The 26,447-nt window shown below is 41.8% G+C and carries 25 protein-coding genes; 14 read left to right on the forward strand and 11 right to left on the reverse strand.

From position 1 onward, the window contains the following. Nucleotides 1-62: 62 nt before the first annotated feature. From RMZ42_RS06850 to RMZ42_RS06860, 3 genes are all read right to left on the reverse strand, one after another. Entirely contained in the window at nt 63-761 is a 699-nt protein-coding gene (locus tag RMZ42_RS06850) for a hypothetical protein (protein ID WP_322670701.1), read from the reverse strand. A gap of 64 nt (nt 762-825) precedes the next feature. Beyond that, nucleotides 826-1,542: a hypothetical protein gene (locus tag RMZ42_RS06855; RefSeq protein ID WP_322670702.1), complete on the reverse strand. Its 717-nt coding sequence runs from the start codon at nt 1,540-1,542 to the stop codon at nt 826-828. 93 nt (nt 1,543-1,635) lie between these two features. Then, on the reverse strand, nt 1,636-2,499 hold the full coding sequence (locus tag RMZ42_RS06860) for a PD-(D/E)XK nuclease family protein (RefSeq protein ID WP_322670703.1): 864 nt from the start codon (nt 2,497-2,499) through the stop codon (nt 1,636-1,638). Between the two features lie 146 nt (nt 2,500-2,645). Here RMZ42_RS06860 and RMZ42_RS06865 point away from each other — a divergent pair, with 146 nt between their 5' ends. The 5 genes from RMZ42_RS06865 (at nt 2,646) to RMZ42_RS06885 (ending at nt 5,332) form a co-directional block, all read left to right on the forward strand. Next, nucleotides 2,646-4,070, forward strand: a complete 1,425-nt coding sequence (locus tag RMZ42_RS06865) for a phosphoglucomutase/phosphomannomutase family protein (RefSeq protein WP_322670704.1) — start codon at nt 2,646-2,648, stop codon at nt 4,068-4,070. Between the two features lie 138 nt (nt 4,071-4,208). Next, entirely contained in the window at nt 4,209-4,484 is a 276-nt protein-coding gene (locus tag RMZ42_RS06870; RefSeq protein ID WP_322670705.1) for a LapA family protein, read from the forward strand. Nucleotides 4,485-4,497: 13 nt separating this feature from the next. After that, nucleotides 4,498-4,695 (forward strand): DUF433 domain-containing protein, encoded by a 198-nt coding sequence (locus RMZ42_RS06875; protein WP_322670706.1) that lies wholly within the window; start codon nt 4,498-4,500, stop codon nt 4,693-4,695. Between the two features lie 5 nt (nt 4,696-4,700). After that, nucleotides 4,701-5,147: a DUF29 domain-containing protein gene (locus RMZ42_RS06880; RefSeq protein ID WP_322670707.1), complete on the forward strand. Its 447-nt coding sequence runs from the start codon at nt 4,701-4,703 to the stop codon at nt 5,145-5,147. 38 nt (nt 5,148-5,185) lie between these two features. Next, nucleotides 5,186-5,332, forward strand: coding sequence for a hypothetical protein (locus RMZ42_RS06885; protein ID WP_322670708.1), 147 nt, complete (start codon nt 5,186-5,188; stop codon nt 5,330-5,332). 3 nt (nt 5,333-5,335) lie between these two features. On the opposite strand, the gene RMZ42_RS06890 is transcribed toward RMZ42_RS06885, so the two are convergent. The 3 genes from RMZ42_RS06890 to RMZ42_RS06900 form a co-directional block, all read right to left on the reverse strand. Then, on the reverse strand, nt 5,336-5,533 hold the full coding sequence (locus tag RMZ42_RS06890; protein WP_193950322.1) for a DUF433 domain-containing protein: 198 nt from the start codon (nt 5,531-5,533) through the stop codon (nt 5,336-5,338). Nucleotides 5,534-5,655: 122 nt separating this feature from the next. Further along, nucleotides 5,656-6,366: a hypothetical protein gene (locus RMZ42_RS06895; protein ID WP_322670709.1), complete on the reverse strand. Its 711-nt coding sequence runs from the start codon at nt 6,364-6,366 to the stop codon at nt 5,656-5,658. Nucleotides 6,367-6,516: 150 nt separating this feature from the next. Then, nucleotides 6,517-7,239: a Uma2 family endonuclease gene (locus RMZ42_RS06900; RefSeq protein WP_322670838.1), complete on the reverse strand. Its 723-nt coding sequence runs from the start codon at nt 7,237-7,239 to the stop codon at nt 6,517-6,519. 413 nt (nt 7,240-7,652) lie between these two features. Here RMZ42_RS06900 and RMZ42_RS06905 point away from each other — a divergent pair, with 413 nt between their 5' ends. Next, nucleotides 7,653-10,253, forward strand: coding sequence for an ATP-binding protein (locus RMZ42_RS06905; RefSeq protein WP_322670710.1), 2,601 nt, complete (start codon nt 7,653-7,655; stop codon nt 10,251-10,253). A gap of 8 nt (nt 10,254-10,261) precedes the next feature. Then, nucleotides 10,262-11,260 (forward strand): Rpn family recombination-promoting nuclease/putative transposase, encoded by a 999-nt coding sequence (locus RMZ42_RS06910; protein WP_416211799.1) that lies wholly within the window; start codon nt 10,262-10,264, stop codon nt 11,258-11,260. Between the two features lie 150 nt (nt 11,261-11,410). On the opposite strand, the gene RMZ42_RS06915 is transcribed toward RMZ42_RS06910, so the two are convergent. Beyond that, nucleotides 11,411-12,988, reverse strand: a complete 1,578-nt coding sequence (locus RMZ42_RS06915; RefSeq protein ID WP_322670711.1) for an NAD(P)H-quinone oxidoreductase subunit 4 — start codon at nt 12,986-12,988, stop codon at nt 11,411-11,413. Nucleotides 12,989-13,355: 367 nt separating this feature from the next. Between RMZ42_RS06915 and RMZ42_RS06920 the strand changes: the two genes are divergently transcribed. Then, nucleotides 13,356-13,586 carry a hypothetical protein gene (locus tag RMZ42_RS06920; RefSeq protein ID WP_322670712.1) on the forward strand — a complete coding sequence of 77 codons (231 nt, stop codon included), beginning with the start codon at nt 13,356-13,358 and terminating at the stop codon, nt 13,584-13,586. A gap of 473 nt (nt 13,587-14,059) precedes the next feature. Beyond that, the gene (locus RMZ42_RS06930) at nt 14,060-14,623 is read left to right on the forward strand and encodes a hypothetical protein (RefSeq protein WP_322670714.1); all 564 of its coding nucleotides are present in this window, start codon (nt 14,060-14,062) and stop codon (nt 14,621-14,623) included. 216 nt (nt 14,624-14,839) lie between these two features. Here RMZ42_RS06930 and RMZ42_RS06935 read toward each other — a convergent pair whose 3' ends face one another. The 3 genes from RMZ42_RS06935 to RMZ42_RS06945 form a co-directional block, all read right to left on the reverse strand. Continuing rightward, the gene (locus RMZ42_RS06935) at nt 14,840-16,942 is read right to left on the reverse strand and encodes an NAD(P)H-quinone oxidoreductase subunit 5 (protein ID WP_322670840.1); all 2,103 of its coding nucleotides are present in this window, start codon (nt 16,940-16,942) and stop codon (nt 14,840-14,842) included. A 239-nt stretch (nt 16,943-17,181) separates the two neighbouring features. Further along, nucleotides 17,182-17,568 carry a thioredoxin family protein gene (locus RMZ42_RS06940; protein WP_322670715.1) on the reverse strand — a complete coding sequence of 129 codons (387 nt, stop codon included), beginning with the start codon at nt 17,566-17,568 and terminating at the stop codon, nt 17,182-17,184. A 610-nt stretch (nt 17,569-18,178) separates the two neighbouring features. Continuing rightward, complete coding sequence (locus tag RMZ42_RS06945) at nt 18,179-18,895, reverse strand: NnrU family protein (protein ID WP_322670716.1); 717 nt, start codon at nt 18,893-18,895, stop codon at nt 18,179-18,181. 212 nt (nt 18,896-19,107) lie between these two features. Between RMZ42_RS06945 and RMZ42_RS06950 the strand changes: the two genes are divergently transcribed. From RMZ42_RS06950 to RMZ42_RS06970, 5 genes are all read left to right on the forward strand, one after another. Continuing rightward, a complete protein-coding gene (locus RMZ42_RS06950) occupies nt 19,108-20,121 on the forward strand; it encodes a LysR family transcriptional regulator (protein WP_322670717.1) in 1,014 nt (337 codons plus the stop codon). A 225-nt stretch (nt 20,122-20,346) separates the two neighbouring features. Next, on the forward strand, nt 20,347-21,747 hold the full coding sequence (locus tag RMZ42_RS06955) for a protein kinase domain-containing protein (RefSeq protein WP_322670718.1): 1,401 nt from the start codon (nt 20,347-20,349) through the stop codon (nt 21,745-21,747). Between the two features lie 28 nt (nt 21,748-21,775). Continuing rightward, entirely contained in the window at nt 21,776-22,822 is a 1,047-nt protein-coding gene (locus RMZ42_RS06960; protein WP_322670719.1) for a PstS family phosphate ABC transporter substrate-binding protein, read from the forward strand. Nucleotides 22,823-22,893: 71 nt separating this feature from the next. Continuing rightward, the gene (locus RMZ42_RS06965; protein WP_322670720.1) at nt 22,894-24,291 is read left to right on the forward strand and encodes an ABC transporter substrate-binding protein; all 1,398 of its coding nucleotides are present in this window, start codon (nt 22,894-22,896) and stop codon (nt 24,289-24,291) included. 303 nt (nt 24,292-24,594) lie between these two features. Next, the gene (locus RMZ42_RS06970; protein WP_322670721.1) at nt 24,595-25,641 is read left to right on the forward strand and encodes a PstS family phosphate ABC transporter substrate-binding protein; all 1,047 of its coding nucleotides are present in this window, start codon (nt 24,595-24,597) and stop codon (nt 25,639-25,641) included. Nucleotides 25,642-25,697: 56 nt separating this feature from the next. Here RMZ42_RS06970 and RMZ42_RS06975 read toward each other — a convergent pair whose 3' ends face one another. Beyond that, nucleotides 25,698-26,417 carry a Crp/Fnr family transcriptional regulator gene (locus RMZ42_RS06975; protein WP_012412419.1) on the reverse strand — a complete coding sequence of 240 codons (720 nt, stop codon included), beginning with the start codon at nt 26,415-26,417 and terminating at the stop codon, nt 25,698-25,700. Between the last annotated feature and the right edge of the window lie 30 nt (nt 26,418-26,447).

The raw sequence follows: 26,447 nt of genomic DNA on the forward strand, positions 1-26,447 counted from the left end.
GACTACGAGAAAGTGAGTAGGGTGTGTTATGCCGTAGGCTAACGCACCTTAAAACTCTCTGTTTAACCGCAAATTTCGTCTACTTCTAAACTCTTATTCCTATTCAAGTATTCTTCAAACAATTCAAAAAATTTCTGTAGTGCCTCATGCTCGTCTACAGAATAGAAAAGAATTATTTTAGCCCATGACTGACCTGAGTTAATTCCATATTTTTCTTCAACCCATAACTGAAAACCTTCAAATTCCCTTTCTGGCTCTGTTGGAGGTACGCCAACTTCTCTTCGAGCCAGACTATATCCTCGCAAACGCATATCTAGTATAGTAATTGGTGAATTAGCTCCTAAATACATTCCTGGTCTTTTCTTTATATTAGTTAGAATCTCGTTGTAAATATCAAACCGAGGAAACCTCATATCCTCAATAAGCCTTGAAATGCCTTCACTATTTTGACTTTTTGAATCATCTTTCTGCTTTAAGAACTGTTCAAACTCGTCAAAAAACCTATTAAAAGCAGCTCGTTCACTTTCAGAGTAAGAGAGAATTATCCCAGCCCAAGATTGAGTCAGATTAGTTTTTGCTCTTTCTTGTATCCACTCTTGAAACCCTTCCATTCCACAAGAGCCTATTGTAGTAAATCCGAGTGTGATTAGACTACTTAAATACCCAGTTAAGAATGAATCAAGACAAGTAATTGATGGCTTGTCTATGTAGATAACTGGATTTTCTTTAATCTTTTGGAGAAGCGTATAAAGCTTATTCATGCCAGCAACCTCTAATTGGATGAAGATTTATTAATTGAACAGCCACATCACGCTTTTATTGAAGTCAATCTTTCCTATCATAACGAGATGAATTATCTGGTAGTATATCAGCACGAACCACATCGCTAATCCATTCTCCCTCAATATTATTGTTAGAATAATTTGCATAATCATCCCATGTCATGGTGTCGCCAGTTGAGTATTCATAAACGACTCCACGAGTTTGATTATTACCATCTCCATCATTTAAATGAATCCAGGTTACATAATCACCAGATGGAGGATAAGCACCACCAAATTCAATACTTGGAGGTTGAGCTAAACTTCTAATTGCCCCTGGCGCAGGTCGCCAACTCCGAAAGTGATGAGTTACAAATTTGTCAGGAGAACCAGACTTTCTGTAATGTACTGTTTGATGAAATTTGTAATTATAAAGAACTGAAGATTGACCTTGTGGGCCACAAACTAAATTAAGTGGATAAAAAGAACAATATCTCTCCTGAGCTTTATTTGGAACCTGCTCATTTTGAGTTTTTGTTGTGCTAATTGTAGCCTTAGCAGTAGGAGCTAATTCCGAGCCAGCAGCAGCACATTCAGGTTGAACAGCACAAGCGTCTAGAGACGACAGCAATGCATAAACAGGTTGAGATAAAATCCCTTTAAAAATGATAAGTAAAAGAAATGTTGAAATTCCTACTAATCTAAATACGGATTTATTTGTGGTTAATCGCACTAATCCTAACTCCTTACAACCAAAAATAAAAATCGATGTATCTGACATCTAGGTTGTCTGATAGGAGAAGAAAATCAGTCCAGTAAAAATACGAGTATTTATTAAAGTTTTTTGCAAATGGAATCAAGGTAAATAAACTAATTAGCTATTAACTCTTACACTTCTTAAACTAGGTAATGGATATGATTGATGCTGCTTAAAATCAGCAAACTCACAGATAGAGTTAAATGGGCAAAAGCGACAGTGAGAACCAGGATTAGGAGGGAATATTTTACTAAAATTAGTTGTTTCTTCCTGATATTTTTGCAAATCGTGCTGGTGCTTGTGGGCAATATTCGCTAACTCAAATTTTAAGGATTCTAATTCACTACTATTAATACTAATTAACTCTGACTTTTTACATATTTCTAAATTATAAAATGATGCAACAGCTTCTCGCCCAGGGTAAAGATAACGAGCAGCTAATAAGTAAACTAATGCCTGTCGTTTGTCAAAAGCTGATTTACCAGTTTTGAAATCCAAAATATGTAAAGTGCTATCAGACTCAATAAAAACACAGTCCATAGCCGCGTATAAGCGAAAGCAATAATCTTCTTGTTCAACTACTATCGGTTTCGGAAAGCCTTCATCACCCGGTGTTAATTGGATAATATCTTTATCCAAAAGCAACGGCGAATCGTGATATTTTTGCAAAATTTGCAGTACGCGTTGCTGGACTTGAACGCTTGAGTTGCCTAATTTAAGTAGCTGGGCAACTCTTTCTACACCATCTGCTTGCTTCAACAGATGCCTGTGATGATGAAACTCATAAACGCCTTTTTGAGCCAGTATGCCAATACGCTGGGGCGCAGTGGCTTGCATTAAAAGGGCTTTGACTTGTGGTTCGTGTTGCCGTGCTTTGATAAACCCCCGTCTCATCTGGCAATGCCAGCGTTCTTGCCCAGTCGCTGGGGCAACTAGAGACCAAAGGTGATAACTGGCAAAAGGTCGATCGGGGGTTGACATTGCTCAGAAACAGTGAGAGAAAATACGGTGGGGAGAAGTTTAAGCTAAGGCTTGCTTAGAAAAGAACTTCGGAGGATACTTGCTGCTACACACGCTTTGCGGGAAGCTTTTATAGTACTGATAATGTACCGGAGCAAGTGGCAAAAATGTCTAGCAAGATAAAATTTGGTACCGATGGATGGCGAGGGATTATTGCCGATGACTTTACTTTTCCCAATGTGAGAAAAGTAACAAGGGCAATCGCCACTTACTTAGAAACAGCCTATACAAAAGATAGACCAGTACTTATTGCCTACGATACTCGCTTTTTAGCTGACCAGTTTGCCCAAACAGCGGCCCAAGTATTAGCAGACTTGGGTTGGACTGTAAAAATTACCGATCGGGATTGCCCCACACCAGTAATTGCCTACAACGCCCGTCACCTAAATTCCGCAGGGGCGTTAATGTTTACTGCTAGCCATAATCCAGCACCTTACTGTGGAATTAAATATATACCCGATTATGCTGGGCCTGCCACTCCAGAGATTACTGATACTATTGTGGCAAATATAGAAGGTGCATCGGATGAGTTGCCTGGGAGCAACCCATCAGGTTCAATTTCAATTTTCGATCCGAAACCAGATTACCTGCAATTTATCTACACTCTACTTGATGTAGAAAAGATCAAAAGCGCTAATTTAAAGGTAAAGTACGATGCTTTGTATTCTACCTCTCGCGGCTATTTAGATGAAGTTTTGCAACATAGTGGCGTTCAATTAGAAAGTTTCCACGATTGGAGAGATGTTTTATTTGGCGGTGGAATGCCTGAACCCAAAGGAGAACAATTAGTTGAGTTAGTGGAAGCAGTAGTTCGAGATCGAGCTGATTTAGGTTTGGCAACAGATGGAGATAGCGATCGCTTTGGTATCGTTGATGAACAAGGAAACGTCCTCACTCCCAATACTGTGCTGCTACTTTTAGCACGTCATTTAATCAAAAACAAAGGTAAAACTGGCGCGATAGTCCGTACTGTGGCTACAACCCACCTGCTGGATAATTTTGCTGCTAAAAATGGGCTGCAAATTTATGAAACAGCAGTTGGTTTTAAATACATCGGCGAAAAAATGCGGGAAACTGCCGTTTTAATTGGTGGAGAAGAATCAGGTGGTTTGAGTATTATTGGGCATATTCCCGAAAAAGACGGGGTATTAGCAGATATGCTGGTGGCAGAAGCGATCGCTTATGAAGGCAAACCGCTGAGTCAACTTGTTAAAGAAGCGATCGCCGAAGCCGATGGCCCACTTTACAACAACCGCCTAGACTTGCACCTCACAGAGGCACACAAAACCGCCGTCATCGACTCCTTTACTAAAAATCCACCTACAGAAGTAGCTGGTATTAAAGTCAAGGAAGTGGGGCGTAAAGACGGTATTAAGCTGTATTTAGAAGAAGGTAGCTGGGTTTTACTGCGTCCTTCCGGTACAGAACCACTAGTACGCGTCTACCTAGAAACCAACACTCCCGAAAAACTCACCCAAATCGCCCAAGAGTTAGAGAGTGCCATTGCTAAACTAGAGGCAGTAGCAGTTTAATTTGTCAGAGTTAGGAATTAAAAGTTAAGAGTTATGAATTAAGAGTTAAGAGTTGTAAATTAACAATTCTTAGCTCCTCATTTTTAATTTCGAGCAAAATATGACTCCTAACTTCTAACTCCTCATTTAGATCAAAGTATGAAAATCGCGCCTTTTTTGACATCTCTAGTTGTAGCGGTTTGGGTAATTGCGATCGCAATTATTTCAGTCCAAAATGCTACACCCGTATCGTTAAAATTCTTAACATTCCAATCGATTCAGATACCAATGGGTTTAGTGCTGGCTTTTAGTGCCGTTGTCGGGTTAATTGGCATGGCGCTGCTGCAACCTCTGTGGGGACTTGCTGGTATTAGGCAGAGTAATTCTCGATTGGAAGACGATGCGGAATTTTTTGTTGACGATGAAGATTTTTGAGGTTTGAAGCTTAGTGCAGTATCAAAACATTATTACAATCGAACCAGGAAAACGAGGTGGTAAGCCTTGTATTCGAGGAATGCGAATTACTGTATACGATGTTTTATCTTATCTTGCCTCTGGGATGACCTACGAGGAAGTGCTTGATGACTTTCCTTATTTGACACAAGAGGATATTTTGGCTTGCCTAAGCTATGCAACCGATCGATAACGGCTATGAGTGCAACTTATAAAGCAGATTTTAACTTGTGGATTGAACAGACAGCCCAACTATTGCGATCGCATCACTGGCATGAGGTTGATGTAGAACATCTGATTGAAGAGGTTGAAGGCTTGGGCAAAAGTGAACGGCGGAGTATTGCCAGTCAACTAACTCGCTTACTTTTGCATCTGCTGAAGTGGCAATATCAACCCCAGCGCCGCTCAGATAATTGGCTCGATTCTATCACCGATTCTCGTACCCAAATTGAGTTAGCGATAGAAGATAGTCCTAGTCTTAAAAGCTATCCTACAGAGCAACTTGAGGAAAGCTATCAAAGGGCACGTCGTCAAGCAGCCAAGCAAACGGGGATAGTTGTATCCGTGTTTCCAGAAGAGTGCCCATATTCTTTAGAGTTAGTGTTAGATGAAAACTGGCTACCGGAAGCAAGCGATAATATTTGATAACTTTATTTGTAACTGTGTAGGTAGTGGCGATCGCTATGTATGAAATAATAAGCCCTGTAAACCTCACACTATATGAAAAAAGCCTGCGTTGTCAGGCTTTTTTAGAAACTTGTGGCAGAGCGATCGCACTCGGACTGACACTAGAATATTATTCGCAATCTTGTAGAGATGATTGGCGATGAAAATTAAAACAGTAGACAGGCTTGGATATCTTCGAGTTCGAGATCGGGAAAATCCTCTAAAATCTCAGAAACACTGACATTCTCAGCCAACATTTCTAAAATGTCACTCACACGAATCCTCATGCCTCGAATACAAGGACGACCACCACACTGGCCAGGAGTTTGAGTAATGCGAGTCAACAAATCAACCCTTGAGTTCATGCAAGTATTTTAATATCGGGTACTTTTATTTAACTCTAATTCTGCGATCGCAATTATCCCAACCTAGCATCTCAGTGTAGCAACAGGGCGATCGGAATTATCCTAAGTTCACATAACAGCACCTAAGTTGGACAGTTTTGGGTTAGTTGTAGCTTCAGATAATCAATGAAATCCAGAATTTCTGTATCAGTGAGTTGTAAACGCGATCGTTTACCATATTTTTGCTGTAAATATTCCCTTCCCTGCTCTGGAGTCCAATTTAACTGGGCTAAATATGTGTCACTTTGAGCTATCAAAACTGCATGAATTTCTGATGACGTTGTATTAGCAGATATTTGGATTTCATCTTGATGTAAATTTTGAATACAATTAATTTTTAAACTTACTTTTTGTCCTAAAGCTTGCCAGTCAATTTCCCTGTGTCCATTCCAGCTAACACCTATAGAACGATAAGTGACTGGATTATAAATTGCACAAAATACAATTGTTCTCTCTCCAGGACTAACTGCGATCGTCAATGGATGATGCAATTGTTCAGAAGTCAAGGCATCAAGTGAAAGCAACAAACTTTTAGAAAAGTAAGATTCACTTCCTGAGCGAATAACATAAGGTTTGTCTGCCAGAATATGCAAATCAGTTTTTTCTGCTTCTCCATGTGAAGTTTCGACTTTTTTATTAACTTCTATCCCTGTTATCACCCCAGTCAAGGCTCTCTCATAAATTGGGATTTGTTTTGTATCATCGGATAGCATATACCAGCAGTGATCCGATTCTTTGCTGACAAAGACATATTGAGGTTTTGGGACTGCTCCAAATCCTAATTTAACTTCCATATTTTTGATGAAGATTTTGGTAAATATATTTATTGAGCAATCAGTTATGACGATTTGTACCGTCAAGCTATTAGTTGCTTTATATATATAATTCCCTAGCCAGGAAGCTAATTAACATTAAGGCAGCGAAAATTACAAAATCTGGTGAATCTATAACAAAGTTTCTGGATCGACACCTAGCGCATTCAACCTTTCAATTAACATTTTCACCTGTTGTTCTGCTTCCACTCGTCGCTGTTCTTCAAAAGCTGTGCGTTCTTCCGCTTCCCGAATGCGTTCTTCTGGTGTCAGCAATCTTTGCCCTTCTTTGTCATACCAGTACAGCCATTCCCGCACTATACCTTGATAAATTCCTCGTTCTCGCCCAATTGCTAAACCAATTTCTGGTAGCCAAACGGGATTTCCTGACATTAAGATATATTCCCCATCGACTAAGTAATACACTTCCAAAGGCGACTTTTTACGCCGCAGGGGACTATACACAACGTAATACAAAATTCCTAAATCTTTGGCATAAAATTCTTTCTTGATGTTATATTCTTCTCGATATATTTGAGAAACAACTTCTAGCGCTAAAATTGGCAGTTGCTTTTCTTCCCACAGCACATAACTTAGGCGTAAATCCTCATCAACGAAGCGTTTAACTCCTAAGCTGAGAAACCCATCAGGGACAATGGCTGGTTTGTCAGGGTGATAATAAATACCCATATCAACACCAAAGAACCAATCCCAGCGATCGCACCAAACCAAAGCTAGTATCGTTTTTAGCAAGCCGGGAATTAAATTTTGGAGTTCATTATCCACAGCAGTATCATCTGAGTCGGGTAGTTCTTCGGAAGATGGCAAACAATGCAGCGGATTGTAGTTTAACATGAGCGGTTTTGCCAAATCTGATTCTAGATAGATTGTACGTAATCTATTGATGTGTAATGTGCGATCGCAGCACAATAAAGAAAAACCATTTTTAGCGTAGACATCACCTGATGTTGCTTTTCTCAGTAGCAAAATACTTATAAGTGTAAAATCTTTACATCAAACTCGTGGTTTTTCGGTACTGATTCTCAGAGTGTCTAACTGACAATAGCAAAAAAGGGCGAAACTTTGTTCAACTAGAACATTCCAGAAGTCGCAGAGTATGCAATTTCATGGTGAATTTGGTAGCTGGGCTGATTACCTATATCTACCAGGAGAAAAAGTCTTCTCTCAACCTTGACTCAGAAAACGTGGCGTAGTTGGAAATTAGCTAATTTTCAGCCCAATTTTTGAGTTGTACCCAAGTATCAAATATGTCACCACAGATCCATTCACGAGTTTTAATCAAAAACTTCCTAACGGTTTTTTTGCCATTGTCAGCTTTAGTTGGGGTTGTTATTGGGACTATCTATTATCAACAGGTACAAATCGAGCAAGTTCTGCTCAAAACAAATGAACTCCGTAAGGTAGATTTACAAACTAAAGTAATCAGTGGAGACTTTCACTCGGTTGTTTCAGATTTGATGGTTATCTCTAAACAAAACGAGCTAGAAAGAATTTTAGACGGAGTGGATGGGCAACGACAGGCACTTTCTCAAGAATTCTTATTATTTTCTGGATATAAAAAACTCTACGACCAAATTCGCTTTTTGGATCGATCGGGTAAAGAAATTGTCAGAGTCAACTTTAACCAGGGTGAACCAGCGATTGTCCCCGAAGAAAAATTGCAAGTTCAAGCCAAACGCTACTGGTTTAATGACACTTTGCGGCTGAATCAAGGACAAGTATTTGTCTCTCCCCTTGACCTCAACATCGAACGAGGTCAGGTTGAACAACCCTTGAAGCCAATGATCCGCTTTGGCACTCCCGTTTTTGATCGCCGTGGGCAGAAACGAGGCATTGTGGTGTTAAATTATTTCGGCGCAAAACTGCTGGACAATCTTGATCGAGCTTTCGCTAGCGCCTCCAGCCAGGGAATGCTACTGAATGCCGATGGCTACTGGTTAAAAGGAGCGAAGCCTGAAGATGAATGGGGATTTATGTTTCCCGATTGCAAAAACTGCACTTTTGGCAGAGCTTTTCCCCAAGCATGGCAGCAGATTTCTCAACAAGAATCGGGACAATTCCAAACTGCTGAGGGAATGTTCACTTTTACCACAGTTTACCCACTTGTCGAAGGGCAAAAGTCTAGTACGGGAGCAGGACAAGCTTTTGCGCCAAGCCAAAATCAAATCGATCCTAAATCCTATCACTGGAAAATTGTCTCGCGGGTATCGCCAGAGACGTTGACAACCAAATCAAACCGATTTTTGAATCAATTGCTACTACTATATGCTGGGTTAGTAGGATTAATTGGCATTGGTTCTTGGCTACTAGCAAGAGCTAGTGTCAATCGTAATATTGTCCAGCTAGAGTTAAGGCAATCTGAAGTTGAATTGCGAAAGCTAGTTGAACGGGAGAAAATTCTTAAAACTCGTCTATCTAGTCAAATTCGCAACTCGCTGGATCTAAATACAATTTTGAGTACAGTAGTAGTTGAAGTTCGGGAACTGCTCCAAATCGATCGATGCCAATTTTTTTGGTGTCATCAAGAAGATGAATCTACTAGCTTGGAACTGAGTCAGCAAGCTTGCGCTCCCGATTTAACAGAACCTTTAGGCTGTTCTCCTATCCAGAATGTGGAAGCCATAAGTGAGGCTGTTATGCAAGGGAATTTGCTTTGCTTTGATGACATTGCGACAGATTCATGGCTTGATTTCAAGAGTCGGAATTTACTTGTGACATTGGGCTTTAAGTCTCTACTAACAGTTTCAGTTCAAACTCAGTCGGGTCACTTGGGTGTGATTGTCTGCGAACATAGTAGAGAGCTTCGCCCCTGGAGTGATGATGAGGTAGAAATTATTCGAGGCGTGGCTGACCAGTTAGCGATCGCTATTGACCAAGCCCAATTGTACAATCAAAGCCGCGCTGCTACTGCTGCTGCCACTATTCAGGCAGAACAACTCAACCAAGTTTTGCACAATCTCAAAGAAACCCAAGCCCAACTGATTCAGACCGAAAAAATGTCGAGTTTAGGTCAATTAGTGGCTGGAGTTGCTCACGAAATCAATAACCCAGTTAACTTTATCTACGGCAATTTGACCCATGTAAGTGAATATACACTGGGTTTGTTGGAACTAGTAGAACTTTATCAACAGTCTAATGCTCATTCAACACCTGAAGTACAAGCTCATATTGAAGCGATCGACCTTGACTTTATGGTTGAGGATTTACCTAAAATATTAGTTTCAATGAAAATGGGAGCTAATCGCATTCGTGAAATAGTTCTTTCCTTGCGGAATTTTTCTCGACTTGACGAAGCAGATATGAAGCCTGTCAACATTCATGAAGGTATTGATAGCACACTACTGATTTTACAAAATCGCTTCAAACAAACGTCTGGAAATGCCGGAATTGAAATAGTCAAGGAATATGGTGATATTCCCTTAGTAGAATGCTATGCCGGACAACTAAATCAGGTGTTTATGAATCTCATCAGTAATGCCATTGATGCTCTGGATAGTTATAACAGTAAGCGAACTCTGGAGGAGATAGAAGCTAAACCCAGCCAGATTGTAATTCGTACTGAGTTACGCAACTTAGATCGGATAGCTGTAAAAATTGCAGATAATGGCCCTGGCATGACCGAAGTAGTTAAGCAACGATTATTTGACCCTTTCTTTACTACAAAAGCCGCAGGTAAAGGCACCGGATTAGGATTAGCAATTAGCGCTCAGATAGTCACAGAAAAACACAACGGAGCTATTTGGTGTATTTCCGAACCTGGACAGGGAGCAGAATTTTGGGTTGAGATTCCGATTAAGCACAGTTCTAAACTAGCGACTGCAAGTACTCCTAGTCTATCCATAATTTGAAAAATGATATGACTAATATGAGCGATGTCTACGACGGGCTACCCCTACGCGCTGATTTTGATAGCCCTTGGAAAGAAATTATAGAAGCTTATTTTCCCCAAGCAATGCATTTCTTTTTTCCAGAAACTTCTGCATTAATTGATTGGGAACGTCCCTACGAATTTCTAGATAAAGAATTTCAACAGATAGCTCGTGAAGCTGAACAGGGTAAGAGATATGCCGATCAATTAGTCAAAGTTTGGCAAACTCAAGGGGAAGAACTGTGGTTATTAATCCATGTTGAAATTCAGGGGCAAAAAGAAGATAACTTTCCTAAGCGGATGTTTACCTACAACTTTCGCATATTTGACCGCTTCGATCGGCCAGCAATAAGCCTTGCTATTCTTTGCGATCCAAACCGCGAATGGCGACCAAGCAATTACAGCTACAATTATCCCAATACTAGCTTAATTTTTGAATTTGGTAGTGTTAAACTTTTGGATTACGAAAATCGCTTTCACGAGTTAGAAAATAGTGATAATCCATTTGCAACTGTCGTCATGGCGCATTTGAAAACGCAGCAGACGCGCTCATCACCCGAACAACGCAAAATATGGAAGTTTAGTTTAATTCGTAGGCTATATGATTTGGGTTTAGGAGAGCAGGATATTCGCAACCTATATAGATTTATCGATTGGGTTATGATATTACCAAAAGCATTGGAAAATCAGTTTTGGGAAGAGTTTAAACAATTTGAGCAGGAGCGGACTATGAGATATGTAACTACAGGTGAGCGCATCGGCTACGAGCGCGGAAAACAAGAAGGTAAACAAGAAGGTGAACAAGAAGGTGAACAACGACTTATTTTCAGGTTATTACAAAGACGAGTAGGAGAACTATCACCAGAATTGCAAGAGCGCATCCAATCTCTTTCTTTAAATCAGTTAGAAAACCTTGGCGAAGCTTTGTTGGATTTTACTGCTATAGAAGATTTGCTTAACTGGTTGCAAACAAATCAATCAACTTAAAATTATTTACCAATACAAAATTTTTTAACTTAGTTTGATGGGTTATTTTTTACTTCACCGAATCAACAATTTTGAGTTATTAACAAAAAGGGCAGGTACAAAACCCGCCCTCAAAGTAATCAATATTTAAACTAAACTAGCGATCGCAACTTAATTACCAATTTGAGGCGCACTCAAAGAAACCTTTAGTGCGTCGTCTTTTTGCTGTGCTAATGTCGGCACGGAATCACGCAATCTTGCGGTCAGTTGTACAGTTGTAGCGTCATACATCTGAGTCAGCAATTTTGGATAGAAACCAATACCAATAATTGGAATTAACAAACAAGCAATGATAAAAACTTCGCGGGGTTCGGCATCTATCAAAGCTTGGTGAGAAACTAATTCCTCGTTCTCTTTACCGTAGAAAATTTCTCGCAACATCGACAGCAGATAAATCGGAGTTAAAATTACTCCCACTGCCATCAAGAACACCACGATAACTTTGAAGGTAGAGCTATAAGCATCGCTAGTAGCAAAGCCGACAAATACCATTAATTCTGCCACGAAACCGCTCATTCCTGGCAGTGCCAAAGAAGCCATTGAACAGGTAGTGAACATGGCGAAAATCTTCGGCATTCTCTTGGCAACACCGCCCATTTCATCCAACATTAGGGTGTGAGTGCGATCGTAGGTTGCGCCTACAAGGAAGAACAAACTCGCCCCAATTAACCCGTGAGAAACCATTTGCAATACTGCCCCACTCAATCCCAAATCGGTGAAGGAGGCAATACCAATCATCACAAAGCCCATATGGGAAATTGAGGAGTAGGCAATTTTTCGCTTCAGGTTGCGCTGGGCAAAGGATGTTAAAGCAGCGTAGATGATATTAACTACCCCCAAAACCACGAACACTGGTGCAAAATAAGCGTGGGCATCGGGGAGCATTTGGGCATTCATCCGAACTAAGGCGTAGCCGCCCATTTTCAAAAGAATACCTGCTAATAACATGTGTACGGGCGCTGTTGCTTCACCGTGGGCATCAGGTAGCCAAGTGTGCAAGGGAATAATCGGCAACTTGACGGCGTAGGCAATCAGGAAGCCAGCATAGACGGCAAGTTGGAAATTGAGGGCGAAGTCTTTTAAGGCGAGCGATCGCATATCAAATGTCACCGTATCGCCGTAAAATCCCATTGTCAGGGCAGATAGCAAAATAAACAGCGAACCGCCGGCGGTGTATAAAATAAATTTGGTCGCTGCATATTGCCGCCTTTTGCCTCCCCAAATCGACAGCAGAAAGTATATCGGTACTAGTTCCAGTTCCCACACCAGGAAAAATAACAGCATATCCTGGACAGCGAACACGGCAATCTGACCGCCATACATCGCCAACATCAAGAAGTAAAATAGCTTCGGCTTGAAGGTGACAGGCCAAGCTGCTAAAATCGCCAGCGTGGTAATGAATCCAGTCAAAATAATTAGGGGCATGGATAAGCCATCTGCCCCTACTGACCAATTCAAATCTAGTTGGGGTACCCAGGCGTAACTCTCGACCAACTGCAAATCTGGATTGGAGAAATCATACCCAGTATAAAAAGCATAAACAATTAGTGCAAAATCTATCAGCCCTACGATGAGGGAGTACCAGCGCACTGTTTTGCCTTCTTTATCCGGGATGATGGGAATCAGTAGTGAAGCGGCTATCGGCAACAGAATAATCGTCGTCAGCCACGGAAAATTAGCTGTATTCATCACAATTCGTCTGCTATCAAAATCATGTTTGGCAAAAAGTCACTAGTTATTAAGTAACAGCTTTTTGAGGATTTCGTCTTCCTCGTTAGGTTGATTTAATTAAATTGGCAATCCCCTATTTTTCCTCTTGGGAGTCTTTTTTGACATTTGCGGGTGCGGGATGTGCGTTGTGATACTCCCAGTTAAGTCACAAATTTACCCTAAAAAAGTTGGTAAAATTATAATATTAGCCGATTTGCAAGAGTGTGTACGACAAGCAGCAGTAGGACAAACTTTGCCAGTTTCAGAGCTTTGGGACTACAGTAGACAATTTGATTGAGTTTTCTTAGTAAAATAGACAGCGAAAGTTAATAAAGGAAATTCGATTATGTCATCTCCAGCGATCGCTACTGTAATTAAGATGATGGAATCTTTATCTGAAGATGTGCAAGAAAGAGTTGCAGAACATCTCCGAGAGTACCTGGAAGATTTGCAAGATGAATTGAAATGGAATAAATCATTTAAGAAAACTCAACAACAACTGATTGCATCTGCCGAATCTGCTAAAAGAGAGATTGCAGAAGGACTTGCAAAACCAATGAACTATGAAAATTTATGAAGTCTGCAACTCTTCCTTCGTTTTGGGATAAATATCAGTCCCTTGACAAGCAAGTTAGACAGAGTGCGAGAAAAGCTTATCAGTTATGGAGAGAAAATCCTTTTCATCCGTCTTTGCATTTCAAATGTATAAATAACGAGGAGAATATTTGGTCTGTCAGAATAACTCGCAATTATCGAGCAATTGGGGTTTTAGAGGGTGATACAGTTACATGGTTCTGGATAGGTAGCCATGACGATTATGAGAGCTTTTTTTCATAACACGATCGCTATTTGATTTACCACTTATAATAAAATTCCATATTTGGAATAACCCATCGGTAAAGTAGAAACACAAATAAGAACACTAAACTGCATCCATTATTAACAGCTATTCTGCTTTTTATAAAAGTTTTATACTTTGTCAATGAATCTATTAGCTGTTCTTCGATACTTTCAGGTATCATGGATTTTGAGTGAGCTTAAGCAATTGCTATGACGAAGAAGTGGATTCTGTATAGTAAAGAAGATAGGCAAGTTAAATGGCCTACTTGCATTAATAAGTTGTCGCCTGTTAAAAATAAACATCCACTAGAGGCAGAATCGCTCGCTGAACTAAGAGAGGAACACACTTGCACAGATACATTCGATGAAATGCTCCTTTCAATTCGGTCAGTTTCAATACTAGGAAAATGTAGTACGGCAAAATACTTAGAATGTCCAAACATACCCGATCATCATAGAGAAAATGCTAGAGATTATACTAGGTTTTATAGAGAGCATCCATCAAAGTATTTCGATGATATTGGACAGTATTACTGGGTAGATTTTGATATTATTACTTCAGATAAATTGACAATGAAATTACGAATGGTTGTCAATGCAGGTGACGCTGATTGTAATGATGGTCAGTGGGGAGAAGTTTGGCAGCGCAATACGGGAAAACCTGTTGCACAAATATTGAGTACTGGTGGCATGGAAACGACAGTACAAACCAGTTCAAGTGAATTGGAAAAGCTTGTGAGTTTTATAATCAGAATCGTAATGTTTTACTCTTAGCGTTGATATCGATATAATCAAACTCTCCGGTCTAACATAACCTCTGAGACAGACGAGAAAATCATTTGCCTATTCGCTACCTTTTTCTGAAGTAGGAGCTTTTTAAGTACTCTAGGAGACTGTATATTAAATTACTAAACCATTAGCCAAAAAAAAGGAGTCTAATTTAGACTCTTAAAAAACTGAGGGGCGGACGATCGCCCACCCCGATTAAAATTAGGTAACACCAAAGACAATCACTAAGCCCAAAACCGCCCCAAACACAATCAAGGCATAGAATTGAGCGCGACCGTTTTCTAGGTACTTCAGACCTTCACCGCTAACAAGGGTGAAAAAGCCTGTGAGGTTAACAGCACCATCGACAACGCGGAAGTCAACTTCCATAACTTGTCTAGCTACGCGACGCAAGCCGAGGACAAAAACCCGATGGTAAATGTCATCAAAGTACCACTTGTTGAGGGATAACTCGTAAAGTGGTTGGATTTTAGCAGCGATCGCAGCCGGGTCAATTTTACGGCGCAAGTACATCAGCGAAGCCAGGGTAATCGCAATCAAAGAGATTCCGACTGAAGCACCCGCCATGATGTAGAATTCCGTCGGATTGAACTCGGAAGCCTTTTCTATAACTTCGGAGAGAGTTTCGCTAGGAGGAAAGATAAACTCTTCAAAATAATTGGCGTAAGGAGTTCCCACCAAACCAATCAAAATCGAAGGCACGGCCAACAGTGCCAACGGCAGCGTCATTGTCCACGGTGATTCGTGGGGAGAGTCGCTGTGATGCCCGTGGGAGTCATGGGAATCATGATGCTGACTAGTTGCCGCCAATTCTCCTTTCTTCATCGCCCCAGGCCCAAAATTCGGGACTGGTTCTTCTGACTCTAATTCCAGGACAATTGTCGCCGCAGCTTTCTTAAGTTTTTCCTTGATTTTCTCGTCAGTACCCCGGAATTTGCCTTCAAATGTCGAGAAATACATTCTAAACATATAGAAAGCTGTAATCCCGGCAGTTAGCCAGCCGATAAACCAGAGGAGTGGGTTAGCCTCAAAAGCCTTCCCTAAAATTTCATCTTTTGACCAGAAACCAGCAAAGGGTGGAATACCAGAAATTGCCAAGCAACCAATTAAGAAAGTCGTTGCTGTGACAGGCATATACTTCCGCAGTCCACCCATCAAGCGCATATCTTGCGCTAAGGCGGGGTCGTGTCCTACCACACCTTCCATACCGTGAATTACTGAACCTGAACCCAAGAACAGCATCGCTTTGAAATAGGCGTGGGTCATCAGGTGGAATAGTCCAGCACTGTAGGAACCTATTCCCATTGCCATCACCATGTAACCAAGTTGGGAAATGGTGGAGTAAGCCAAACCCTTTTTGATGTCGTTTTGGGTAATGGCAATGGTTGCCCCCAAAAACGCCGTAAACGCCCCAGTAAAGGCAATGACATTCATTGCGGCTGGAACGTCTTCAAATACTGGGTACATCCGGGCAATCAGGAAAACACCAGCCGCCACCATTGTTGCCGCGTGAATTAAGGCAGAAATGGGGGTGGGGCCTTCCATCGCATCTGGTAGCCAGACGTGGAGGGGAAATTGGGCTGATTTTGCAACTGGGCCTAAGAAAACTAAAATCGCAAACAGGACAGCGAGAAAATTGCTGATAGAACCTGATTCGACAAGTTGGGCGAGGCGATCGCCCATGATATTAAAATCAAAGCTCCCTGTTGCCCAGAACAGCCCCAAAATGCCGAGTAATAGACCAAAGTCGCCCACGCGGTTGGTTACAAACGCTTTTTGTGCGGCATCTGCTGCTGACTTGCGATCGAACCAAAAGCCGACCAGCAAATAAGAACACATCCCGACCAGTTCCCAGAATATGTAAATCTGTACTAGGTTGGGGCTGACCACCAGACCTAACATTGAAGAGCCAAACAAACTGAGATAGGCGTAAAACCTTACGTAACCGGGATCGTGAGCCATGTAGCCATCGGTGTAAACCATGACTAACAACGCTACCGTTGTTACAATCACCAGCATTAGGGCTGTCAGGTGGTCAATAGTGTAGCCCATGCTCAGGTGGAAATTACCTGCCGCCGCCCACTCAAAGGTGCGAATATAAGACGGGTGTCCTTGAATTTGACTCCATAACAAGGCAAGCGACAGCCCCATAGCTGCTCCCATCATGGAGATAATCACCACAGCGTTAAGCTGGCGGAGGCGGTTTGTCACCTGATTCAACGAGATTAACCCTAGACCGACCAGCATTGCCCCAAGAAGAGGGAACACCGGAATCAGCCAGGCATACTGATAGATTACTTCCATCACTGACGCCTACTTTTAAAATTCTTGATTAGCGTGTCGAAACTGTTAATAATTGTGACTACACCCTTTAGGATAAAATAACCCACCCAAGACTGATTGGGTGGGGTATTAAGCATGGTTTTAGATTTGGTCATTGGTCATTGGTCATTAGTCATTGGTCATTAGTCATTGGTCATTGGTCATTAGCCCTATGCCCTATGCCCTATGCCCTATGCCCTATGCCCCATACCCAATATCCATCAGGCCGATCGGCATTCTAAGTCCACTGTTTTTGAACTTTTGTAGATTTTGGGGTAATTGCTGTAGCTGGCTTTAATCTCTTCTAAAGCTAGACGTAAATCTTCTTTGCCGCGAAAGCATTCCAAGCGATGGCGAATAGTGCCATTTTCAATCAATAGTAAAGTGGGTAGTGATTTTAGCCTATAGGTAGTAGACAATTTAAAATTTTGATCGGCGTTAACCCCGACTAATTTAATTTCATCGCCGCACTGGGACTGAAATTGCAACAACAGCGGGTGGATAACTCGACACAAGCCACACCAAGGTGCTTCAAAGTTAACTAAAACAGGAATAGGAGATTCTAAAACTTCTTGAGTAAATGTCCGCTCACTAACCGACAACACCATGACGCCTCTTGGATTATAAGGTTTTATATCAAACTAGCTATCAGTACTGAATTGAGTAGTGCTGAGTTCCGAGTTCTGGTTGCTGAGTAGAAGTCTATAACAAAAAGTTAGGGGATTGAATGAGGAACTCGTTTCTTTTTTTTTAGAGTAAAGCGGGGATTGGGATTACTTGCCAAGCAATGAATACTAAGTTGCTTGCTTTTACTCAGAACTCAGGACTCAGCACTGCTTCAGTGGAGGATTGGCAAGTCACTAACTGCCGATCGATGCTTTCAGTACAGAAATTTCAGGACACAGAATCATTGGCAAAAATTGAGCGCGTTAATGTGTCTCTGACAGAAAAGCGACCTTAGAAGTCGCGTTGGCTTTTTTGGATGTTAAACTCCTGATTGCCGTGACCGCCTGGGGATTTGATTGAATCTGCCATTTTCTTTCAAAGAAAGGCAACTGACCAACGACTACCAATAATAAAATCTCAAGCTGACTGAACGCACCCCCACTGTTAGATATTTGAATTTATCCTACATTGATTTGGAGCAATTGATCAGCTTGATCAGGTGAAATTTCCATCTCTTTCTGATTTTATGCTGACACTGGGGATCGTCTAAAGTTACCATCCTATACTACTCGTTGCTTCCAATAACAGAGGGTGTGACCACCAAAGCAAAGCTATAAAAATGGCAACTCCCAAATATGCAGGGCGGAGAAATTCCTGCCATTTGAGAGATTGACGCCCGTCGATAATTGCTTTAAAGGGAATAATTGAAGTCCGCTGTTTGGCAATTTCAAAAGCTTCTCCATAACGATTGCTCAGGCGGCGATCCCCGTGCCAAACCCCAAACACGTGATGCAATATCAATCCAATGGAAGTCACAAGGGTAAAAGTAGTACCCAGCCAGAGAGTGTGGGCAACACACCAAATTATTTGTCCTACCATCTGGGGATGACGGGTAATCCGAATAATTCCTGTTTCGTAGAGATGAACTTGGGGCTTTTGAATAGCAGCAATTTCTAGTAGATTGAAGGTAGCAGGATATAAAAACAAAAACGAGATTGCTGATAGCAGCCAAACAAATTCTCGCACTCCTGGCACCCCTTGTACCTGCCAAATTTGCAAACCATCATAACGGTGCCCAAAAAAGTAAATAATTAATATCACAGCCAACGGTAGGCTGACTAATGCAAAGAGAATGCGATAAAACCTTGGGCCAATATATTTTTCTGCCCAAGGGCGTAAAGCAGCGCCTCCACTGTGAGCGATCGCAAAAACTATTTGTAACCCCAGTATGACAAAATGACTGGGTGTCAACCAAGAAATCAGCAGCATATACACAGGTGAAGTAATTTAAAGAAAACTGAATTCAGTACAACCAATACCACAAAGTATTCAAAAGGGGACTTTAGTCAAGATGTTGTGCTACTGTCTTTTTCGAGTCAATCCTTCAAGTTTAATATGCAACAAATCGTGTCCAACTGATTGCTGCCAAACCGGATTTATTACGTGCATCTGCTCCTTTAAAAGTTTGTGGGTTGAGCCTTATGTCTGACCTTCCTTTCACTTTAGATCAGTTACGTATCCTGAAAGCGATCGCCCAAGAAGGAAGCTTCAAGCGTGCCGCTGATAGTCTTTACGTCTCCCAGCCTGCCGTTAGTTTACAAGTCCAAAATCTCGAACGGCAACTCGATGTCCCCTTATTCGATCGTGGAGGACGACGTGCCCAATTAACCGAAGCTGGGCATCTACTCTTAAATTACGGTGAAAAAATCCTCAGTCTCTGTCAGGAAACCTGCCGCGCGATCGAGGATTTACAAAATCTCCAAGGTGGTACTTTAATTGTCGGTGCTTCTCAAACCACTGGCACTTATCTTTTGCCCAGAATGATCGGTATGTTCCGACAAAAATATCCAGATGTGGCAGTGCAATTACACGTCCACTCAACTAGGCGAACTGCTTGGAGTGTCGCTAACGGACAAGTCGATCTGGCAATTATCGGTGGTGAAATTCCTGGTGAACTGTCAGAATCTTTAGAAGTGATTCCTTACGCTGAGGATGAACTAGCGCTAATTTTACCTGTCTTTCATCCTTTTACCAAACTTGAAAAAATCCAGAAAGAAGACCTATATAAATTACAATTTATTGCTTTAGATTCCCAATCAACTATCCGCAAAGTAATTGACCAAGTGCTAGCACGCTGTGAAATCGATACCAGACGTTTTAAAGTTGAAATGGAATTAAATTCCATTGAAGCGATTAAAAATGCTGTGCAATCTGGTCTAGGGGCTGCCTTTGTTTCAACTAGTGCGATCGCTAAAGAGTTACAAATGGGCGTTTTGCATCGTACTCCCATTGAAGGCGTTGTCGTCAAACGGACGCTGTGGCTGATTTGTAATCCCAATCGCTATAGATCAAAGGCCGCAGAAGCCTTTAGTCAAGAAATTTTGCCCCAGTTTGCTAACCCAGGATGGAATCAAGATGTGTTAAAATTAACACAAAAAAGTCTAGTGTTAACTACATTGGAGGTAGCAACACCCACCTCATTAGGTGAAGACTAAAATCTAGTAATTAGTCCTTTGTCATTTGTCCTTTGTCCTTTGTTCTTTGTAAATACGAATGACCTTTCGGGTGACGCTCGTGCCTCGCTAGCGCTGCGAAGACAGCCAGTAGCTCATGGGAAAACTCTCTATGTACCCGTCGCTGGCTCACCAATGACCAATGACCAATGACCAATGACCAATGACCAATGACCAATGACTAATGACTAATGACTAATCACGAAAATGGAAGTTTACTGCACTCGTTTGCGTTGTCCACGCCCACAAAACTATTTTGCCGATTTAGATGATGTTACGACACTGAAAACAACCCAGCAAAAGTATTGCACTACCTGTGGTATGCCATTGATGCTAGATGGTCGATACGTGCCAACTAAACTGCTGGGAAGAGGCGGGTTTGGAGCAGCATTTTTGGCACGCGATCGCCGAATACCAGGAATGCGTCAATGCGTGGTTAAACAGTTTCAACCATCGGGAAATTTAACTTTAAATCAACTGCAACAAGCACAGTTGATGTTTGAGAGAGAGGCAGAAGTTTTAGCACAACTTGGTAACGATCACGAGCAAATTCCTGATTTATTTGCCTTCTTTCCAGTGATAGTTAATAGTTTGCAACCAGGACAGCAAGACCAATTTTTTTACTTGGTGCAAGAATACATTGATGGGCAAAACTTAGAGGAAGAATTAGTTCAACAAGGCAAATTTTCTGAACAGCAAGTGTTGGAGGTGCTGCAAGAAATTCTGAAGGTACTAAAGTTTGTCCATCATAGAGGCATTATCCACAGAGATATTAAACCCTCTAACATCATGCGCCGTCGCGATGGTAGACTTTTTTTACTAGATTTTGGCGCAGTTAAGCAAGTAACAAATGTTGCACTGGGTTCTGCCGCTTCTTCCACAGGAATTTATTCGATGGGATTTGCACCGCCTGAGCAGATGGCTGGGGGTCAAGTATTCCCATCTACAGATTTATACGCATTAGCTGTAACTCTTATTACCTTGTTGACAAATCAGGAAGCAGTTAAACTATTTGATGCCTATAGCAACCAGTGGAAATGGCGATCGCAAGTGACTGTCAGCCCTCGCCTTGCTGACATATTAGACAAAATGCTGCTACCTGCTGCTAATCAGCGTTTCCAGTCAGCCCAGGAGGTCATAGATGCACTTAACTCACAGCCTCTAACCCCTATACAAATTAATTCGCCCTCTGTAACACTTCCGCCACAACCGTCAAAAGGTTCTAATCCCGTCGTTCCCCGCCGTCCGCCAACTCAACCAACATTTTCCACATTGGAATTATTGGGTGGGGCGGCATTTAGTGGATTTCAGGGTGCATTGATCGCGATCGCTCTCTTCAGTCTAGTAAAATCACCAATAGTTACTTTGACTACTTCTGCCCTGATTTTAGGTATACTAATTTTTGCCCAAACCAGGCGGTGGATTGAAAAGTTTGATTTATTAATTATTCCCACAATTACTTTTGCAATTATTTTTTTTGTCCCCTTTTTACGGGGAGGTCTTGACGTGCAGTCAGTGGTGATTTTAGCAGTTGGAGCAGGCTTAGTAGCTATTTCATTTACAGCCGTATTTCGACTTATTTATAAATTATTATCTCTCTTACTTTAAAAAACTTCTGGTGCTAACAGCTACATAAATGTCTCAGAAAAACGAAACGCTTAGTCTTTTTTTAGCCGTTATCATCACTATTGGTTTAATCTTTGGTGGTCTATGGTTTCTTATGGAACGGTGGGCGCAATTAACTGGAACTGTTCCTAAAACTTCCGGGAATGGTAACACAGGTAATCCCATAAACCAGTTTGCCAACAACAGATGTAACGTCCCAAACCTCCCAGAAGGGATATTCAACTATGGTGGTAGTACAAGCTGGGCACCCATCCGTAAAGACGTAGACTCCGTACTAGAAAGCGTTTGTCCTCAATTTACTTTACGCTATACTCAACCTGCTTCAGGTCAAGCAGGATCTGGAACTGGTATTAGGATGTTGATAGATAATCAACTAGCTTTTTCTCAATCTTCTCGCTCAGTTAAAGCTGAAGAAAATGCCGAAGCCAAACAAAAAGAATTTAGTTTGAAAGAAATTCCAGTGGCGATTGATGGTATTGCGATCGCAGTTAACCAAAATCTCAATATCCCTGGTTTAACTGTCGCCCAACTTAAAGATATCTTCACTGGAAAAAGTACTAATTGGCAACAAGTAGGCGGGCCAAATTTACCAATTAAAGTCTACTCTCGCAGCAAAGAAGCTGGAGGTACAGTAGAATTCTTTATCGAAAATGTTTTAAATAAAGAGAATTTTGGTGCAAATGTTAGTTATGTTGGCACTACCACAGAAGCAGTACGAAAAGTAGCGGCGAATCCTGGCGCAATTTATTATGCTTCTGCCCCAGAGATTGTACCTCAATGTACGATTAAGTCGCTACCATTAGGGCGAATCAGCGGTCAATTTGTGCCTCCTTACCAACAACCTGTTGTATCTCCATCTGAATGTCCCAGTAAACGTAACCAGTTGAATAGTCAAGCATTTCGTAGTGGAGACTATGCAATTACTCGCAATTTATTTGTAATCATTAAACAGAATGGTCAAACAGACCAGCAAGCTGGCGAAGCTTATGCAAATTGGCTGCTGACACCTCAAGGTCAAGAACTGATCGAAAAAGCTGGATTTGTCAGAATTAAATGATAGAAATGCTTAGATTTAGCCAAAACCAAATAATTAAATAATAAATATTTTTTCTTTATTCAAATTTGTTCATGTCACAAAAAAATGAAACCAAAATTTTAGCTTTGACTCTGCTGCTGACAGTTGGCATAGTTGGCGGTGGTTTTTGGTGGTTTACTAACAATGGGGTCAAAATTGGTAATACCAACATTCAAAATCAACAACCAGGCAACAATTCATCCTTGCAAGAGCGCATTAGTTTTGGAGAAAAATCTTTTACTCCGGGTGACATTTCTGCTGTGAAAAAAGAAGGAGTACAGGCGATCGCAGCTAAAAGTTATGATAAAGCGATCGCTAATTTCACAGATGCCCTAAAACTCAACCGTAACGATCCAGAAACACTAATTTTTCTGAACAATGCCCGAATTGGTTCTTCCAAGAGCTACACCATTATGGCTTCTGTACCATTTGGCACTGACCCTAATGCTGCTTTAGAAATTTTGCGTGGCATCGCCCAAGCCCAAAATGAAATTAATACCTCTGGAGGAGTCAAGGGAGTACCGTTAAGGGTAGGGATAGCTAACGACGATGACAATCCAGAAATAGCCAAGCAAATCGCTTCTAACCTAGTCAGTAATTCAGAAGTATTAGGTGTAGTTGGGCCGAATACTAGCGATTCTACCTTAGCCGCAGGTACTATTTATACTTCAGGACAACTTGTAGCAATTTCCCCTACCAGTACATCTGTAAAAATTTCTAACTTTAGTCGCTACGTTTTTCGCACGGTTCCTAGTGATTTTATGGCTGCTAGAACTTTAGCCAACTACATGGTGAGAACTTTGCAGAAAAAAAATGCAGTGGTTTTCTTTAATTCTCAGAGTAACTATAGCCAGTCTTTAAAGTCCGAGTTTGTCTCATCTGTTTCCCTAGAGGGTGGACAAGTATCCAGCGAATTTGATTTGTCTCAGGTGGGTTTTAGTGCGGTTAAAAGTCTAGACCAAGCAACTAAGCAAGGTGCAGAAGTCTTGATGTTAGCTGCTAACACTGAAACTCTGGATAAAGCGCTGCAAGTAATTCAGATTAACCAGAAAAAGTTAACTCTGCTGGCGGGAGATGATGTTTACACCGCTAAAACTTTAGAAATTGGCAGAGAACAAGCTGTGGGGATGGTATTGGCAGTTCCTTGGCATATTGATGGCGCTCCCAAATCAGATTTTCCTCAAAAATCCCGGCAGTTATGGGGCGGTGACGTAAGTTGGCGAAGTGCCCTTAGCTATGATGCCACTGTAGCTCTGATTGAGGCATTAAAACGCAATCCTACACGTTCTGGAGTCCAACAAGCGCTCTTATCCTCTGACTTTTCTGCCACTGGTGCTTCTGGTACAATTCGGTTTTTAGCATCAGGCGATCGCAATGCGCCAGTACAACTTGTAAAAATTGTTCCTGGTTCTCGCTCTCGCACTGGTTATGACTTTGAACCAGTGCGTTAATCAGCAATTAAAAATTAAAAATTAACCAATTGTTAACCTGGTAAAATCCTCAAGATGAGAAATTGAGCTTTATGGGGAAAAATCTTAGTATCAACTAATAACTTATCCTCACTAACACTCAAGTCTTGAGAAAAAAGACGAATAATCTAGGGGAAATTTATTATACCTTGATTTATAAAGTAGTCAGAAGTGAGGATTTATCTGCATTTTTAGTAAAACACCCGTCCTCCAAATACAATCTCAAGTAGCAAGCACTTGTCAAGTCAAGCACTTATATTGAATGGATGCGCGGGTAATTATACGATGTCCCAAAAAAATGAAACAACTATTCTTGTATTATCCATCCTAATCACCGTCGGGCTAATAGCTGGCGGTTTTTGGTGGTTTACTAGAAAATCTGGTGTCGATCTAAATACAATTAATTCTGGTAGCACCAAAACGCCCCAAACCGGATCGGAACAACCTAGTAGCAATACTTTTACTTCAGTAAAGGATGTTCCTACAGGATTATTCAATTACGGAGGCAGTACATCTTGGGCACCGATTCGACTAGTAGTCGATCCGGCAATTCAAGCCGCGCGCCCAGAGTTACGGCTGCGCTATGTAGAACCCAGCAATGCATCGCCTGGTTCTGGTACTGGCATTCAGTCCTTGATAGACGGTCAACTAGCTTTTGCCCAGTCCTCCCGACCAGTTCTAGATCCGGAATTAAGGCGTGCCCAGCAGCGTGGGTTCAGTTTGAAACAAATTCCTGTGGCAATTGATGGTTTAGCGGTTGCAGTTAACCCCAACTTGAATATTCCAGGACTAACAGTAGAACAGTTAAAGTCAATTTACACAGGCAAAATCAATAATTGGAGCCAGGTGGGCGGCCCCAATATCCCGATCAAGCCCTATTCCCGCCGCATTACTGATGGCGGTACTGTCGAACTTTTTGTCCAAGACATCTTGGGTGGTCAAGCTTTCAGCTCCAATGTAGAATTTATCTCCACAACCACCCAAGCCTTGCAAAAATTGGCTGATAGTCCTGGTAGCATCTACTACGCTTCTGCCCCAGAGGTGATTCCTCAATGCTCAATCAAGGCCTTGCCGTTGGGGCGCACGCAAGGGCAATACATTGCTCCATACCAAGAACCTTCTGTCCTCCCGTCTGAATGTCCTGGTAAACGGAACAAGTTGAACATTGAGGCATTTCAATCAGGAAAATACCCGATTACCCGCAATCTGTTTGTGGTGGTCAAACAGAATGGTCAGACTGAGCAGCAAGCAGGTGTCGCTTACGCCAACTTACTGCTGACTGAGCAGGGACAGCAACTGATTACCCAAGCCGGATTTGTCAAAATTCGCTGACAAGAGCGAATCGCACTCAAGACAGAGTGGCGGAAATCGCCGCTCTGAACTGTACCTTAACCAGCTCTATTAATCGATTCTGCTGGCAAGCAAATGAGATTATCCCCTTGAGTCAAGATTAAACCACGTTGACGCAGCTTACCCATCAAGCGGGTGACGGTGACACGAGTCGAACCAATCGCGCTACCAATTTGGGCATGAGTGAGGGGAAAAGGCAGACAATAACCGCGAATCACATCAGGATCGGTGTCGCTCATTGCTGGCTCTCCATATTCCTCAATTAACAATGTGAGAAATCCTAAGAGTCGGTCAATTGTGCGGCGTTGTCCCAAGGCACTCAGCCACAGCAGCTTACGCTGGTGCTGATACCTAAAGGCATCCATAACTTCGCGACGGAAGTGAGGCCAATTGTCTAAATCATGCCAGTACATCCACAGCACCGCAGTTTGATCGACATGGGCGTAAGCCTGGAGTGTGAATGGTGACTGAGCAACAATTTCAAATGGTTGTCCCGCTCCCACAAAACCCAAGAACGCTTCTTCTGGAGTTCTGTTGATTCGTCGAGATGTTAGCTGACTAGCAGTCGCACTAACTTGGGCGGTTCCTACCATACGGATCGCACCCCTTTGCACCAAATACAGCAATCCAGGCCGGGCTGGAATGCGCTCATCTTTGCTAAAGGTGCGGCAGCGATAGTGTTCTTGAGCCCAGTCAAGAATGCGTTGCCAAGTCAAAAAAGGCCGTGATGCCTCAGAAAAGGAGGATGGAGATTGCATAGGTAACAAAGAGCGTTCGGCTGAAGACAA

Source organism: Nostoc sp. DedQUE05, assembly GCF_034530955.1.
In the GTDB taxonomy this organism is placed as follows: domain Bacteria; phylum Cyanobacteriota; class Cyanobacteriia; order Cyanobacteriales; family Nostocaceae; genus Nostoc.

Excerpts from the sequence above, each read along its gene's own strand:
- RMZ42_RS06850 (WP_322670701.1), bottom strand. The coding sequence starts at position 761 with ATGAATAAGCTTTATACGCTTCTCCAAAAGATTAAAGAAAATCCAGTT.
- RMZ42_RS06855 (WP_322670702.1), bottom strand. The coding sequence starts at position 1,542 with ATGTCAGATACATCGATTTTTATTTTTGGTTGTAAGGAGTTAGGATTA.
- RMZ42_RS06860 (WP_322670703.1), bottom strand. The coding sequence starts at position 2,499 with ATGTCAACCCCCGATCGACCTTTTGCCAGTTATCACCTTTGGTCTCTA.
- RMZ42_RS06865 (WP_322670704.1), top strand. The coding sequence starts at position 2,646 with ATGTCTAGCAAGATAAAATTTGGTACCGATGGATGGCGAGGGATTATT.
- RMZ42_RS06870 (WP_322670705.1), top strand. The coding sequence starts at position 4,209 with ATGAAAATCGCGCCTTTTTTGACATCTCTAGTTGTAGCGGTTTGGGTA.
- RMZ42_RS06880 (WP_322670707.1), top strand. The coding sequence starts at position 4,701 with ATGAGTGCAACTTATAAAGCAGATTTTAACTTGTGGATTGAACAGACA.
- RMZ42_RS06885 (WP_322670708.1), top strand. The coding sequence starts at position 5,186 with ATGTATGAAATAATAAGCCCTGTAAACCTCACACTATATGAAAAAAGC.
- RMZ42_RS06890 (WP_193950322.1), bottom strand. The coding sequence starts at position 5,533 with ATGAACTCAAGGGTTGATTTGTTGACTCGCATTACTCAAACTCCTGGC.
- RMZ42_RS06895 (WP_322670709.1), bottom strand. The coding sequence starts at position 6,366 with ATGGAAGTTAAATTAGGATTTGGAGCAGTCCCAAAACCTCAATATGTC.
- RMZ42_RS06900 (WP_322670838.1), bottom strand. The coding sequence starts at position 7,239 with ATGTTAAACTACAATCCGCTGCATTGTTTGCCATCTTCCGAAGAACTA.
- RMZ42_RS06905 (WP_322670710.1), top strand. The coding sequence starts at position 7,653 with ATGTCACCACAGATCCATTCACGAGTTTTAATCAAAAACTTCCTAACG.
- RMZ42_RS06910 (WP_416211799.1), top strand. The coding sequence starts at position 10,262 with ATGACTAATATGAGCGATGTCTACGACGGGCTACCCCTACGCGCTGAT.
- RMZ42_RS06915 (WP_322670711.1), bottom strand. The coding sequence starts at position 12,988 with ATGAATACAGCTAATTTTCCGTGGCTGACGACGATTATTCTGTTGCCG.
- RMZ42_RS06920 (WP_322670712.1), top strand. The coding sequence starts at position 13,356 with ATGTCATCTCCAGCGATCGCTACTGTAATTAAGATGATGGAATCTTTA.
- RMZ42_RS06930 (WP_322670714.1), top strand. The coding sequence starts at position 14,060 with ATGACGAAGAAGTGGATTCTGTATAGTAAAGAAGATAGGCAAGTTAAA.
- RMZ42_RS06935 (WP_322670840.1), bottom strand. The coding sequence starts at position 16,942 with ATGGAAGTAATCTATCAGTATGCCTGGCTGATTCCGGTGTTCCCTCTT.
- RMZ42_RS06940 (WP_322670715.1), bottom strand. The coding sequence starts at position 17,568 with ATGGTGTTGTCGGTTAGTGAGCGGACATTTACTCAAGAAGTTTTAGAA.
- RMZ42_RS06945 (WP_322670716.1), bottom strand. The coding sequence starts at position 18,895 with ATGCTGCTGATTTCTTGGTTGACACCCAGTCATTTTGTCATACTGGGG.
- RMZ42_RS06950 (WP_322670717.1), top strand. The coding sequence starts at position 19,108 with ATGTCTGACCTTCCTTTCACTTTAGATCAGTTACGTATCCTGAAAGCG.
- RMZ42_RS06955 (WP_322670718.1), top strand. The coding sequence starts at position 20,347 with ATGGAAGTTTACTGCACTCGTTTGCGTTGTCCACGCCCACAAAACTAT.
- RMZ42_RS06960 (WP_322670719.1), top strand. The coding sequence starts at position 21,776 with ATGTCTCAGAAAAACGAAACGCTTAGTCTTTTTTTAGCCGTTATCATC.
- RMZ42_RS06965 (WP_322670720.1), top strand. The coding sequence starts at position 22,894 with ATGTCACAAAAAAATGAAACCAAAATTTTAGCTTTGACTCTGCTGCTG.
- RMZ42_RS06970 (WP_322670721.1), top strand. The coding sequence starts at position 24,595 with ATGTCCCAAAAAAATGAAACAACTATTCTTGTATTATCCATCCTAATC.
- RMZ42_RS06975 (WP_012412419.1), bottom strand. The coding sequence starts at position 26,417 with ATGCAATCTCCATCCTCCTTTTCTGAGGCATCACGGCCTTTTTTGACT.